The following is a 13,397-nucleotide window of genomic DNA, read 5'->3' as shown; positions in this document are numbered from 1 at the left end:
CGCCTGGGTCGGCATCTGAGGATGCCGACTCCGCGTCGAAATCGTGAACTGCTGAAATTCGGACGCTGACCCACGCCGATGAACGCTGATTCGGGTGCTTCTCTCCTGCGCTTCTTGACGCCTTTGCGTTCAAAAATGCCCTTTTTGCAGGGGAGTCTGTCCCTGCGGCTCAGGTCCCTGATCCAGTCTGGGGTGAATGCGTACCGCCTGGTCCTCGTGGGGTGGCTTCAGGCGCGGCCCAACCCCCACTGGCGGGCCACCAGGCGATCCAGCCAGCGATCAGGCAGCCAGCGGGGCAAAATCCAGCCCAACAGCCAGTTGTTGGCCACCACGTAGCGGGTCTTGGGCCTGGGGCTCTCCAAGGCCTGGCGGATGGTGCGGCTCACCCGTTCCGGCGGCATACCCTCCTGCTCCAGGCGCGCCAGGGTCTCCCGTACCTTGGGGACGATCTCGGCGTACTCGGTGTCGCTGTAGTCGTCCTCCTCTGCCAGGGCCAGGGCCTTGTCCCAGATGGGCGTACGCACCGCGCCGGGAATGATCACGATGACGTCGATGCCGAAGAGCTGCAGTTCCCGCCGCAGGCTGTCGGAAAAGCCCTCCAGGGCGAACTTGGAAGCGGCATAGGGCCCCAGGAAGGGATAGGCCGTGTGGCCGCTGGCCGAACTCAGGTTGATGATGCGGCCCGGTGGGTGGGGCGCTTCCGCCTCCGCGCCCAACAGGGGGGCGAAAGCCTGGATCACGTTCATCACGCCGAACAGGTTGACCTCGAACTGCCGACGCATCTCCTCAATCGGCAGATACAGGAGTGGCCCGCCGACCGCGATGCCCGCGTTGTTGACCAGGCCAACCAGCCCCCGATCGCCCACCACCTCGGCCACCTGCTCGGCGGCCGCGTCCACCGCGTCTTCGTCGGTCACGTCGAACAAGAGGGGCGTGAACGCGGCGCCATACTCCTGGGAGAGCCGATCTGCCACTTCCTGGGTCCGGACGCTGCCAAACACGTGATAGCCGTGGGCGGCCAGCTCGGCCAGGGTTGCCCGGCCGATCCCACTGGAGACGCCGGTCACCACCACATATTTGCTGCCATTGCCAGTCATACTGGGAGCCTTTCTGGGTCTTTGCAGTATCTGTATCGTGGATCCATAGCGGTACTGCAAAGGGTATCACAGCCAGGCTCAAATTTGCGATTCCGGCTACCCCGGGGAGAGCGTGCCACGGCGCAGGCATCATCACCATGCATAAGAACGACGGCGCGACACCTTCTGGATCTCCCAATCGGTGGGAACAGGGCAAGCCCCGCCCCTACCGGATCGACCTGCACCAGGCGCCGGTCGGGACAGCGGCCCAGAGGCGCGCCCTTGGACGCCGCTCTGTCCGACGAGACCGCCCTGTCCGACGAGATAAAGGCCTGCCCAAAGCCCCAGGGGCCGAATCCTGCCCCCAAACTGGAATGCCCCCCTGGCCGCCTGCCACTTGGCGGGGATGCCCCTTCCGTGTACAATAGGCATCACGGCATATTCAGACGTGCCCAGAGAGCCCAAAGAGAAACCCGCTTTCAAGACGAACAGGCCATGGACAAGGAACGACCTTACCTGACCGCGATGGTGGCGTGCGCCGGTTGAGCATCCAAGCTCCCACCGGAGACGCTGTCGCAGGTCGTGCGACAACTGGCCGGGTTCTTCCCGGCAACTGAATATCCCGAGATCCTGGTCGGCCTGGGCGAACCGGATGACGCCGCCGTCTATCGGCTGGACGCGGAACGGGCCCTGATCAAGACCACGGATTTCTTCACGCCCATCGTGGATGATCCCTGGACCTACGGGGCCATCGCCGCGGCCAACGCCATGAGCGACGTCTATGCCATGGGCGGCGAGGTGATCTTTTGCCTGAATATCGCCGGCTTTCCCGAGGCGCTGAGCCCGGAAACGGTGGCCCAGATCTTTGCCGGCGGTGCCGCCAAGGTGCGGGAGGCGGGCGCGGCCATCGCCGGGGGGCACACGGTGACCAACCCGGAGCCCTTCTACGGCCTCAGCGTCACCGGCCTGGTCCATCCAGAGCAGGTCTTTCGCAAGGGCGGAGCCCGCCCCGGCGACCGGCTTTTCCTCACCAAGCCCCTGGGCACGGGCATCATCACCACCGCGGCCAAATTAACCGGCCCCGGCGAAGGTCGCGCGCAACGGCTGGCCCGTCGGGCCCAGGGCAAGCCCGACCTGGATGTGCGCCACCTGGATGCGGCCATTCAGTCCATGTTGCGCCTGAATCGGGCTGCGGCTCGGGCGGCCCGGGCCGCGGGCGTCCGCTGCGCCACCGACGTCACCGGCTTTGGCTTGCTGGGCCACGCCAGCGAGATGGTGGCTGCAGGTGGTCCCGCCGGCCCGATTGGCCTGCGCATCCGGGCCGCCGACGTGCCCCACCTGCCTGGCGTGTGGGACTACATTCGGGCCGGCTACCTGACCCGGGCCAGCAGCCGCAACCCGGAGGCCTTTGCGAATCAGGTCCGCTTCGCCGAAAGCGTCACCCCTGCCCAGCGAACCCTCCTGTGGGAGGCGGAAACCAGCGGCGGCCTGCTGCTGGCCGTCCCCGAGGGTCAGGTAGACACCTTCCGGGCCGCCTGCCAGGAACAGGAGCAGGACTGCTGGGAAATCGGGGAAGTGGTCGAAGGTGACGGCATCCACGTGGTCTGACTTTCCCCAACATCTCCCCTGCCACAGCCGGGCGCAAGGACGAAGCGCCCGGTTCCCCTGGGTTATGCCATCCGAATGAATCATACCGGGCTGGGGCTGTGTGCTTTCCTGCAGATTGAGCAGGATGCCTTACGTCATGGCTGTTCCTGGCTTGAGGCAAAGGTCAACCACTATCTTTGCAGACCCGCCCCATCGATTTCACGCCGCCCCCCATATCCGTGGCGTCCGATCGGCGCGGATGGCGGCTCCTGTCGTAGGTGCGGTCTCCGGCCGCACGGTGGTGCCCGGAAAGGCGCCCGTCCCCGTCGGGGCGGGCCTCCGTGCCCGCCCGCTGTCGCGGTCGAACCAGCCACCCACGGCGGGCCAGAGACCCGCCCTACGCACGTGTTGCACCCAATCCGGACAGGTGCAGGGACGGCAACGGCTGCGCAGCGGCTGGGTCGGCATCCTCAGATGCCGACTCCGCGTGGCGGTGGTGATCCTTTCGAGGAGTGCGCATCTGAGGATGCGCACTCGCCCCATGCGGCGCTGTCTGTGTAATCCGTCTCTCGTTTATTACACCCTTCAGTCTGCCCATCACCTGGGATGCCATAATCACTCTAGAGCTGATGCATGTGATTGCCGCCCTTGTCATTGTGGGGATTTTGACAACGGTCGGCCGGAAAAGATAACGGGGCCTGCCAGCTATTGGCCTGGTCAACAATAAATTCTGAGCCAAGAAAGGCGCTCACCCCCAAGAAAGAGGCGTTCGCTCTTCCACCTTCTCCTCATCCAGCACCAGCCCCAGGCCGGGCAGCTCCGGCAGTGCCACCACGCCATCCTGGGGTCGGTAGATGGGCTTGTGAAAGAACTGCTTGGATTCCTGCGCCCGGATCAGGTATTCCACGAAGGGCACCGCCGCGGGCGATTGGGCACCGGCCACATGGAGGGCCGCCAGCAGCGAATGGCCGTGGGCCACCACAGGCGTCTCGAAGGCGGAGGCCAGGGCACACACCTTCACCAGCTCGGTGATGCCGCCGGTCCAGTCGGGGTCGTTCTGCAGCACATCCACCGCCTGGTTGACCAGCAGCTCCTTGGTCTGCCAGCGGGTGTAGACGTGCTCACCCGTGGCAATGGGCACCCGGGCCGCCTGGCGGATCTTGCGCAGCCCGCCCACCCGTTCAGGCGGGATGGGCTCTTCCATCCAGAAAGGGCGAATGGGCTCCAGGGCCCGCACCATCTCCACCGCGTAGCTCACCGTCCAACCCATGAACGCGTCAAACATGAGGGTGTACGCCGGCCCCACTGCGTCCCGCACCGCCTGGGCCATGGCCAGATTGCGGGCTTTGCCCGCCTCGCCGTCGCCGGGCCCGTAGCGGAAAAACCACTTCTGGGCCGTGAACCCTTTGGCCTTGTATTCCCGGGCTGTGGCCGCGGCCTGCTCCGGCTCCACGGAAAAGCCCAACATGCTGGCATAGGCGGGCACCGCCGGCCGGGTAGGGCCGCCCAGCAGGCGGTAGACTGGCTGACCCCACGCCTTCCCCTTGAGGTCCCACAGGGCGTTGTCCACCGCGCTCACCGCGGTCATGAAGAGGCCAGAGCGACCGTGGCGGTCCAGGCGAATCATCTGGTCGTAGAGGAGCTCCGTGGCCAGAGGGTCCCGGCCCATGAGAAAGGGGCGAAGGGAGCGGTGGATGTGGTAGGCCTGATGCTCCTGAATGGGGCCCCACAGGCCGGAGATCCCCTGGTCGGTCTGCACTTCCACGTAGATGGCACTGAGGGTGTCCCCGGGTTCGGCGGCAGGACGCTGGTTGAACTCCGGGTAGATGTCCAGTTGCTGGGCCTGGCGGTCACCGGGCGGGAAGGTGGGGCCGGTGTAGCGCCCCGAGACTTGAAAGAGGATGATATCTGTGATCTGCATCGATTGATTCCCCTGGTAGATATGGATGTGGTAAGTCGTTGTAGCAAGCCATCAGCCAACCGCAGCCTGCCAGGCCGCCTTCAGGACCTGGAGCTTGGCCTGGAAACCCGGCCGTTGCACCACCTCCCGGTTGACCGTGTACCGGGGGAGCTGCCCCTGGAAAACCTGGAGAATGTTCTCACAGGCGCCCAGGCTGTTGTCCCGGTAGAGCTCGTCGGTCCAGGCCAGGGAGTGGGGCGAAAGGATCACGTTCTCCATGCGGGTGAGGGGATGGTCCACCGGCAGCGGCTCCGGGTCGAAGACATCCAGGCCTGCGCCGGCAATCTGGCCGGCCTCCAGCGCGGCCACCAGGTCATCCTGGTTGACAATGGGTCCCCGGGCCGTGTTGATCAGGTAGGCAGTGGGCTTCATTCGGGAGAGGAGGCGGGCGTTGACCAGCCCCCGGGTCTCCGGAGTGAGGGGGCAGTTCACCGCGATAAAGTCCGATTCCTGGAACAGGGTCTCCAGGTCCACCAGTTCCACCCCCAGTTCGGCGACCACCTCGGGACGGGCGTAGGGGTCCGCGGCCAGACGACGGCCCAGGCCAAAGGGCGCCAGCAGCCGGAACATCTCCGCGCCGATGTTGCCCAGCCCCACGGACCCCACGGTCTTGTCCCGCAGGCCCAGGGCCGGCAACTCACCCCGGAGATCCCAACGGCCGGTGCGCACCAGGCGGTCCTTGGCCGGCAACTGTTTGGCCAGGGCCAACATCAGGGTCAGGATGGCTTCGGCCACCGGCCGGCGCACCGCGTCCACGGTGATGGCCAGGAGCACGTCGTTGGCTGTGCACGCGGCCACGTCGATCATGTCGTAGCCGACGCCCCAGCGGGCGATGACCGCCAGCCGATCCTGGCCTGAAAAGGAGGCTGCAGTGAAGCGCGGCCCCAGGACCAGGACCGCGTCGAAGTCGGCGATGTCCGCGGGGGTGACGTACGGACCCGCGTCATCCTGGCCGGTTGGGGCGAATTCACCGTAGCTCACGTGGGGCAGGGGCTCGATGAGGGTGCGCAGCGCCGGCTCCAGTCGGCCGGGCGCCGCTGTCTTGAAGTCGGCGGAAATGCCGATGCGGAATGGAGTGGGCATGGAGACTCCTTTCACTCCCGTGGTTGCAGGATCAACAACCAGTCGCCCGCACCGGGTGTGGTCAAGGCGACCTCCTCCCCGGCGGGCAGGAAATCCAGGGGATGCTGCGTGCCCGTACGCGGATCCCACCAGGTGCCCGCGAGGCCGGCTGCCAGCTCCGCGGTACGCAGTCGCAGCGTAACCGGCTGGGGCGTGTACGCCACCACCAGGTCCCCAGCATCCGAAGCGGAGACCAGGACGGTACGGGTCACATCTTCCCGCCCCGGTTGTTCCACCAGCAGGTCGGGCCGGGGCCGGAGCGCCGTCCACGCCAGGCCGGTAAAGCAATCGGCCAGGTGGGCCATCTGAGTTGCGGCGGGCATCTCCAGCGCCTCCCGCCAGGGCAGGGGCGTGCCCGAGCGGGGATGATCCACCGGCGGGCCGCTGCCGTCATCCCACCCCCAGACGCCGTGGCCGCCGTAGCTGACGCCGGCCGTGGGGGCGTTGAGCAGGCTCCAGTAGATGGCCTGGCGCACCGACTGGGCGGAGTGGGGCTGCCCGGAGTGGTAGGCCACATGATTCTCGTAGGCCGGCTCCAGGTTCAACTGGAAGAGGCGGGGCTCCCTGCCCCATTCCCGGGCAGGCGGGCCTTCCACCAGCCACCGCCAGGTCTCGGCGCTGTCGCCGTGGCCGCTCTGGTAGCCCAGGATGTCCAGCCACGGCTCGCCCCGCAGCTCATCGGCGGGCCACTGCTGGCCGCCACAGTGCATGGCCACGGGCGCGCGGGGTCCGTCGCCGAAGACGGCGCGGCCGATGCGCCGCCAGCGGGCCGCGTAGTCGCCGAAGTACTTGCCGTCGCCTGCCAGAATCCAGACCACCGGCCACGCGCCCCAGCGGGCCACCATGTAGCGCGCCAGCAGGATGGCCTGATCTTCCGGCAGGCCGTAGCCGGGATCCACCTCGGGATTGGTACCGCCCCCCACGGCCCAGAGCAGCACGGGCACGCTCAACAGGCCGGCCTGGGCCATGGCCGCCACCCGGCGATCCAGCCGCTGGAAGAACTCAGGATTGACGGCGATGCGCTCCCGGCCGGTGAAGGCCAGGCGGCCATCCCTGTCCCCGTCCGGCGCAGCCCGCCACTGGGTCGCAACCCACTGGACCGCGGTGAAACGCTGGCGGGTGCGCACCTGGAGATAGTAGGCCCACTCGTCGTCGGTGGCCCGCAGGGGCCCGTTCCAGGCTGTATCTGCCAGCCAGAAGAAGGGCGTGCCGTCCGCGTGCTCCAGGTGGCGCTTGTGCGCGGCCAGGCGCACCGGGCCGTGGCGCTGGAAGAGGCCCTGGCCCGCGGGCGCCACACAGTCGAAGTGGCCCTGGTCCGGCGTGAAGGCCACATCCGGGCGGCCCTGCCACTGGAGGCGGTAGTGCCAGCGCCCTTCTTCGTCCGGGGCAAAGCGCACCCGCCACGTGGTGCCGCCATCCCAGAAGCCATCGATCCGGCGGATCTGGCCCGAGGGTCCGGTGAAGGTTGCCTCCAGCCGCCCCGCCTGCAGCGGATTTTCCAGGGCCACGCCGGCGTCCACGGTGAGCTCCAGGGGCGCCCAGCGGCGGACCGGTGGATGGTTCGTTGAGGTCATAGCCTGCGCCTCCCGACGGCTACCTGGCGAGGGGCGGATAGAGCAACAGCCCCTGGCGCGGGGTGCGGGCCCGGATCAGATGGCCCTCGATGGAGGTGACGTAGAGGGTGCGCAGATCTGCGTCGCCGAAGGTGCAATTGGTGGGCCGGTTGCAGGGCAGCGGGTGGGTTTCCAACACCCGGCCGTTGGGCGCGAAGACGTAGATCATGCCGCCGGGGCCGCTCAGCTCCCAGCCGGCGGTGGCGATGATGTTGCCCTCGGTATCCAGGCACATGCCGTCGATGCCCCGGTGGGGGTAGAAGTTGTGCAACACCTCATATGGCCCCAGGGTCCCGTCTTCGCGGATGGGATAGGCCCGGAGTTCTCGCTTTTCACCCTCGCCGTATTTGCTCTGGGCCACATAGAGGGTGCGGTTGTCCGGCGAGAGGAGGATGCCGTTGGGCGCGGTGGTGTCGTAGGTCATGCGGGTGATGGACCAGGTGCCGTCGGGCTGGGGATCCAGCCGGTAGACCGACTCATGGTCCAGTTCCATGTCGTCGCGGTAGTCGCCGTAACGGGGATCGGTGAACCAGATGCGCCCCTGGTTGTCGATGGCCAGGTCGTTGGGGCTGTTGAGCCGCTTTCCCTGGTAGTTGTCGCAGATGACGGTGGTGCCGCCATCCGGTTCGTAGCGCACGATACGGCGGCCCCCGCCTTCGCAGGCATAGAGGCGGCCATCCCGGTCGAACATCAGGCCATTGGCCTGGTTCGTTCCCGTGCGGAAGACCGAGATCTGGCCGGTCTCGCCGTCGTAGCGCATGATGCGGCTGTTGGGGATGTTGGTGAACAGCAGGCCGCTGCCGTCCCAAGCCGGCCCCTCGGTGAGGCCCATGGGTTCGGCCAGCACTTCAAATTGCCAGCTCATTGTGTTCCTCCTGGGTTGAATGGGTTGGAAGGGTAGGGGGTAGATGGTAGTCGGTAGACGGTAGGCAGTAGACGGTAGGCAGTAGACGGTAGACGGTAGACGGTAGACGGTAGACAGGAGTCGGGAGTCGGTGGTAGGCGGCGGGTGGGGGCGGGGGTGACGACTGGTGTTCGCGAATTTGTAGCCACGTCCGCCCCCTGCTGGTGTCACCTATCGCTGCCCTGGGCGTGTCTGGCCAGGAAGCTCTCCACCTGGAGCAAGGACGGCGCGCCCAGGGCGCCCCGGGCACCGGCCACCACCAGGGCTGCCACGGCGTTGGCAAAGCGCAGGGCGCGGGCCGGGGTCCACCCCTTGTCGACGCCGTAGAGCAGGCCGGCGTTGAAGGCATCCCCTGCGCCCACGGTGAACCGGGCCTCCACGGCAAAGCCCGGGGAAACCAGATGGGAGCCGCTGCGATCCACCAACACCGCGCCCTGGGCGCCCCGCTTCACCACCACGTGCTGGGCCCCGGCCTCCAGCAGGGCCATCACTCCCTCCTTCAGGGTTTTGGCGCCGGTACAGACGGCCAGCTCGTGGCCATTGCAGAGCAGGTAGTTCACGTGGGGCAGCAGCGGGCGCAGCTCCTCCAGTTGTGCGGCCTGGCCGATGGCAGGCCCGATGTCCAGCGCGGTGATGGTGCCCGTGCGCCGGGCCTGGCGCAAAATCTGGGCGAAGCCATCCGGCCGCCAGCGAGGCAGCAGGGGATAACTGGAAACCAGCAGCACATCGGCCTGGGCCACCAGACGCATGGGGAGCGCCTCCGGCGCGTACCAGTGGGAGGCGCCGGGATGGTGAAAGGCAACCCGGTTCAGGGCCCGGTCGGTGATGACGGTGGTGGTGGCCGTGGCGACCTCGTCGGTCCGCCGGAGCCCCTCCATGTCCACCCCGGCCGCGGTCAGCCAGGCGGCCACAATGTCCCCGGCCTGGTCCTGGCCGATGGCGCCACAGGGGGTGGCCAGGGCCCCCAGCCGGGCCAGCACATAGGCGCTGATGGCGCCGTTGCCACCCAGCACCATGGTGAGGGGCTCGTCGCAAAAGGTCAGATTGTCTGCCGTGAATTCGTCGCCGCCGAAGGCAGGCACCTTTTCCAGGCCGGAGATGAAGAGATCCAGGGTGATGTTGCCCACGGTGACAAACATGGAAGTCACACTCCTAACTCCTGGCGAACTTGATGGACGCCGGCCACCAGGTTCTGGAGCTTCAGCCGGGCCGCCCAGCGCGCGGTCTGGCTCAGGCCGCAGTCCGGCGCAAAGGCCAGCCGCTCCGGCGGGGCATGGCGCAGGCAAAGGCGAACCCGCTCGGCCACGTCCTCGGGTGTCTCGATGTAGTAGCTCTTGACGTCCACAATCCCCACGGCCACATCCCGCTCGGCGGCAATTTGGCCGATGAGCTCGATCTCGGCGAATTCCCGGCTGGCCATCTCCACGTGGATTTCATCCACCGCCATCTTCAGGAAGGCGGGGAACATGGGGGCGTAGCGGCGGGGCCCCACGGCCCGGCCCTTGTAGTTGCCGAAGCAGAGGTGGGTGGAGAGGCGACAGCGCCCCACCACCGGCGCCACCGTGCGGTTGAAGATGTCCACGAAACGCTCCGGATCCTCCCGGTAGGCGTAACAGCTCATGGACGGCTCGTCCACGCAGATTTCCTGGCAGCCGGCCTCCACCAGGGCTTCCAGCTCGCGACGCACGATGGGCAGCAGCGCCTCGGTGATCGCATAGCGGTCCGGGTAGCGCTCGTTGGGGATGAGGCGGCCGCTGAGGGTGTACGGGCCGGGGACGCTGGCCTTGAGGGTGGGCCCCGATGGCGCCAGGCGCTGCAGGCGCTGGAATTCCTCCACTACGCCCAGGCCCCTGGGTGCCCGCAGCTCGCCCACGATGCGGTGCTTGCCCCGCTGGTCGTGGGCAGGCGGGCCAAAGCGACGGGCCGGCTGCTGTTCCTGCTCGATCCCATCCAAATAGCCGTAGAAGGAGAGGTTGAAGTCCAGCCGGGTCTGCTCGCCGTCGGTGATGACGTCCAGCCCGGCCTGGACCTGGTCGTGGATGGCGGCCACGACGGCGTCGTCGACCATTTCGGCCACGTCGGCCGGGCCGAAGGCCGAGAGGTGCTGGCTGGCGAATTCCAGCCAGGCGGGGAAGGGATAACTGCCGATCACGGTGGTACGCAATGGAATGGGTTGCATGGCTCGTTCCTCACTGGTTTGGAGAGGGGCGTCCCTGCAGGGTCAGGAACGCTCCGTTCTGGCCCCCAGGCCCGTCCGTGGGGCCACCGCCCCGGCGATGGCGGCCAGGCGGTCGAAGGTTGCCGGATCGATCTCCCGATGGAGCACGTGGCCGATGACCAGGCTCCAGCCGTGGAGAAAGTAGAGCCAGCCGTCCTCCACGGTGAGCTGGCGGGCCTTCTGCTGGGCCAGGGCCTGGTGCAGGAAGTTCAGCTCGCCCCGATAGTTCAGCTCCCAGGCGACGCCTCGAAAGGGGAAGCGGCCGGCATCGGTGATGGGCGAGCCGGGGCGGTCCTTGCCCATGCCCGTGGCGTTGATCACCACCGAGCCGTCGGGCAGGGCCGCCATGATCTCGTCGTTGCGCCGGGGATCCTGGTTGCAAATGTATTCGAACTGGATGTCGGTCTGCAGCCGCTCCACCAGGCTGCGCAGGCGGTCCAGCCGAGGCTGGGAACGGTTGACCACCACGAAGCGCCGGGGACGGTCCTCGGGCTTTTCCTGCCGGATGAGGTAGAGGGCCAGGGCCGCGGCCGAGCCCCCTGCGCCGAAGCAAAGGAGATGGCCGCCGGTACGGCCGAAGTAGCCGTCGCCCAGCACCGCCCGCAGCGCGATCCCGCCGGCCACCGGGTCGGTGGCCCGGCCCACCAGCTGGCCATCCTCCTTGGCAATGCTGGAAACCTCCCCCAGCAGGGCGGCGTAGGGTCCCAGGCGGTTAAAAAGATCCCGGGATGCCTCCAACAGGTCGATCTTGTGGGTGGTGACCAGCCCTCCCAGGGCCAGGGGTTCCCGCTTGATGTGTTCCACCAGGCTGCGATAGCGGGCGGGCCGGTCGTGGGGTACGAAGTCCACACCCTGGATGGTGACCTCGGGCCGGCCCAGGGCTTCCATCCAGCGGGGGAAGAGGACCATGGCAGAGGAGTGGCCGGTGGTCACGCCGATGAAGTAGAAGGTGGGCGCCTGGGGCACAGGCCATTCAGCAGCCGTAGACACGACGGACACGCCTCCGATAGTCATCGTAGCAGGCATCGAACTGGCGAGCCGAGGCCTCGCTGCCGATGAAGTAGCTGCTGGTCAGCACGATGGGGGGCTTGCCCAGGCGGGTCAGGCGATCCGCGATCAGGCACTTGAGGGCATTGGTCACCGCGGCCGCACCGATGGTGGAGCCGGGGCCCACGGGGTCCGGCAGCCCGTCGATGGTCACCATGGCGTCGCCCCCTGGGGTGCAGTTGTCGATGGTCACGTCCGCGATGTCCGGCAGCCGTTTGCCGGAGCTGTGTTTGGGCGCAGAGGCCAGGCAATGCTCCAGGGAGACCACCACGATCACGGGGAGGTCTCGCTTCTTGGCCTCCAGGGCCACCTCCACCACCACTTCGTTGACGCCACTGTTGGAGAAGATGATGAAGCTGTCTGGCGGAGCCAGCACGAAATTGCGCAGGATCACCTTGCCCAGGCCCTCCACGTGCTCCAGGAACATGGCCTGGCGCTGGCCATTGGAGCCCACCACCTGGTTGTGGTAGGTGAGGGAGAGTTCCACCAGGGGGTGAAAGCCGGGAAAGCTGCCGTGCCGGGGGAACATTTCCTCGATGAACATGCGGGAATGGCCGGTGCCGAAGAGGTGCACCAGCCCCTCGTTGGCGATGGTATGGGTGCAGATGTCGGCCGCCCGTTCCAACGCGTCCATCTGGGTCTCGCGGATGCGCTGAAGGATAGCCTGGGCGGCATCCAGATAGGCCAATGCGGGATTCATGGGGTTCCTTTCCGGGCGTGTCGGGTGATGGCGCAGCCGTATGGATACCAGTATAATGGACGAAAGGGGCCGGGGCAAGTATATTGGGGAGGCGGGAAGCGACACACCCCCTCGCCCCCAGCCCTCCCGCCAGGGGAAGGGGATGGGAGCAGAAGAGTTCCTGTCTGTGGATGAACGCAAAGACCGCAAGAGGATCAAAAAGAGCACAAAGGAGCGCAACGATGAGCACTGTTCAATTTGGCTGGCGAGTCCCGGCCTTCCCGGTGGACGGAAGCAGCGGCCCGGACTTCGTCCAACAGATCGTCCGCAACCTGGAGGCCCTGGGCGACGCCTTTGACTCGGCCTGGGTGGCGGATCACTTCATCCCCTGGGCCCGCTTTGCCGCCGACGACATCCCCACCCTGGAATGTCTGTCCACCATCTGCTACCTGGCGGGCGCCTTCCCTCGCCTGAAATTCGGCACCATCGTCCTCTGCCAGTCCTACCGCAACCCGGCCCTCCTGGCCAAGATGGGCGCCACCCTCCAGCTCCTGAGCAGCGGACGCTTCATCCTGGGCATCGGCGCAGGCTGGAAGGAAGACGAATACCGGGCCTACGGCTACGACTTCCCCAAGCCCGCCACCCGCATCCGCCAGCTAGAGGAGGCTGTCCAGATCGTCCGCCGCCTGTGGACAGAGACGCCGGCCACCTTCCACGGCCGACATTACCACATCGAGCATGCCTACTGTGAGCCCAAGCCGAATCCCCGGCCGCCCATCCTCATCGGCGGCGGCGGCGAACAGCTCACCCTGCGGGTGGTGGCCCGCCACGCCGACTGGTGGAACATCCCCGGCGGCACGTTGGAGAACTACCGCCACAAGCTGGAGGTGCTCCGCCGCCACTGCGACGCGGAAGGGCGGGACTACGATGAAATTCGCAAGACGTGGGCCGTGGAAGTGGTGGCCGTGGCCGAAACCGAGGCCGAGGCCCGGCGCATGGCCGAGGCGTCCCCCTTCTACAGCGGCGCGGGGCTGGTGGGTACGCCGGACCAGGTGGCCGAGCAGCTCCGGGCCTTCACGGAGCTGGGCTGCAGTTACTTCATCGCCCGCTTCGCCGACTTCCCCCGGACCGAGGGGGTCCGGCTCTTCGCCGAAAGGGTGATTCCCCAGTTCCAATGAGACAAGCCGCTCA

Annotated in this window: 11 protein-coding genes; 2 read left to right on the top strand and 9 right to left on the bottom strand. The window is 67.2% G+C overall.

Features of this window, described 5'->3' with window-relative positions; genetic code table 11:
• Nucleotides 1–227: 227 nt before the first annotated feature.
• Entirely contained in the window at nt 228–1,097 is an 870-nt protein-coding gene (locus FKZ61_RS09470) for an SDR family oxidoreductase (RefSeq protein WP_141609870.1), read from the bottom strand.
• Nucleotides 1,098–1,571: 474 nt separating this feature from the next.
• Here FKZ61_RS09470 and selD point away from each other — a divergent pair, with 474 nt between their 5' ends.
• On the top strand, nt 1,572–2,684 hold the full coding sequence (gene selD / locus FKZ61_RS09465; RefSeq protein WP_141609869.1) for a selenide, water dikinase SelD: 1,113 nt from the start codon (nt 1,572–1,574) through the stop codon (nt 2,682–2,684).
• Nucleotides 2,685–3,411: 727 nt separating this feature from the next.
• Here selD and FKZ61_RS09460 read toward each other — a convergent pair.
• From FKZ61_RS09460 to FKZ61_RS09425, 8 genes are all read right to left on the bottom strand, one after another.
• On the bottom strand, nt 3,412–4,584 hold the full coding sequence (locus FKZ61_RS09460; RefSeq protein ID WP_141609868.1) for an enolase C-terminal domain-like protein: 1,173 nt from the start codon (nt 4,582–4,584) through the stop codon (nt 3,412–3,414).
• Nucleotides 4,585–4,635: 51 nt separating this feature from the next.
• Complete coding sequence (locus FKZ61_RS09455) at nt 4,636–5,706, bottom strand: NAD(P)-dependent oxidoreductase (protein ID WP_141609867.1); 1,071 nt, start codon at nt 5,704–5,706, stop codon at nt 4,636–4,638.
• A gap of 11 nt (nt 5,707–5,717) precedes the next feature.
• Entirely contained in the window at nt 5,718–7,319 is a 1,602-nt protein-coding gene (locus FKZ61_RS09450; protein ID WP_141609866.1) for an apiosidase-like domain-containing protein, read from the bottom strand.
• Nucleotides 7,320–7,338: 19 nt separating this feature from the next.
• Entirely contained in the window at nt 7,339–8,223 is an 885-nt protein-coding gene (locus FKZ61_RS09445) for an SMP-30/gluconolactonase/LRE family protein (RefSeq protein ID WP_141609865.1), read from the bottom strand.
• Between the two features lie 206 nt (nt 8,224–8,429).
• Entirely contained in the window at nt 8,430–9,401 is a 972-nt protein-coding gene (locus FKZ61_RS09440) for a carbohydrate kinase family protein (protein WP_229964205.1), read from the bottom strand.
• 5 nt (nt 9,402–9,406) lie between these two features.
• Entirely contained in the window at nt 9,407–10,441 is a 1,035-nt protein-coding gene (locus FKZ61_RS09435; protein WP_141609863.1) for a methionine synthase, read from the bottom strand.
• Between the two features lie 42 nt (nt 10,442–10,483).
• A complete protein-coding gene (locus FKZ61_RS09430; protein ID WP_211358495.1) occupies nt 10,484–11,470 on the bottom strand; it encodes a shikimate dehydrogenase in 987 nt (328 codons plus the stop codon).
• Nucleotides 11,454–12,227, bottom strand: a complete 774-nt coding sequence (locus tag FKZ61_RS09425) for a sugar isomerase domain-containing protein (protein WP_141609861.1) — start codon at nt 12,225–12,227, stop codon at nt 11,454–11,456. Before FKZ61_RS09425 ends, FKZ61_RS09430 begins: the two co-directional genes overlap by 17 nt.
• Nucleotides 12,228–12,448: 221 nt before the next feature.
• Between FKZ61_RS09425 and FKZ61_RS09420 the strand changes: the two genes are divergently transcribed.
• Nucleotides 12,449–13,384, top strand: coding sequence for a TIGR03560 family F420-dependent LLM class oxidoreductase (locus FKZ61_RS09420; protein ID WP_170199506.1), 936 nt, complete (start codon nt 12,449–12,451; stop codon nt 13,382–13,384).
• Nucleotides 13,385–13,397 lie beyond the last annotated feature (13 nt).

This window comes from Litorilinea aerophila (assembly GCF_006569185.2).
Lineage (GTDB): Bacteria > Chloroflexota > Anaerolineae > Caldilineales > Caldilineaceae > Litorilinea > Litorilinea aerophila.
Note: the sequence above shows the minus strand (reverse complement) of the source record. Positions and strands in the feature narration are given on the sequence as shown.

Coding starts and splice junctions, on each gene's coding strand:
- FKZ61_RS09470 (WP_141609870.1), bottom strand. CDS start 1,097: ATGACTGGCAATGGCAGCAAATATGTGGTGGTGACCGGCGTCTCCAGT.
- FKZ61_RS09460 (WP_141609868.1), bottom strand. CDS start 4,584: ATGCAGATCACAGATATCATCCTCTTTCAAGTCTCGGGGCGCTACACC.
- FKZ61_RS09455 (WP_141609867.1), bottom strand. CDS start 5,706: ATGCCCACTCCATTCCGCATCGGCATTTCCGCCGACTTCAAGACAGCG.
- FKZ61_RS09450 (WP_141609866.1), bottom strand. CDS start 7,319: ATGACCTCAACGAACCATCCACCGGTCCGCCGCTGGGCGCCCCTGGAG.
- FKZ61_RS09445 (WP_141609865.1), bottom strand. CDS start 8,223: ATGAGCTGGCAATTTGAAGTGCTGGCCGAACCCATGGGCCTCACCGAG.
- FKZ61_RS09440 (WP_229964205.1), bottom strand. CDS start 9,401: ATGTTTGTCACCGTGGGCAACATCACCCTGGATCTCTTCATCTCCGGC.
- FKZ61_RS09435 (WP_141609863.1), bottom strand. CDS start 10,441: ATGCAACCCATTCCATTGCGTACCACCGTGATCGGCAGTTATCCCTTC.
- FKZ61_RS09425 (WP_141609861.1), bottom strand. CDS start 12,227: ATGAATCCCGCATTGGCCTATCTGGATGCCGCCCAGGCTATCCTTCAG.
- FKZ61_RS09420 (WP_170199506.1), top strand. CDS start 12,449: ATGAGCACTGTTCAATTTGGCTGGCGAGTCCCGGCCTTCCCGGTGGAC.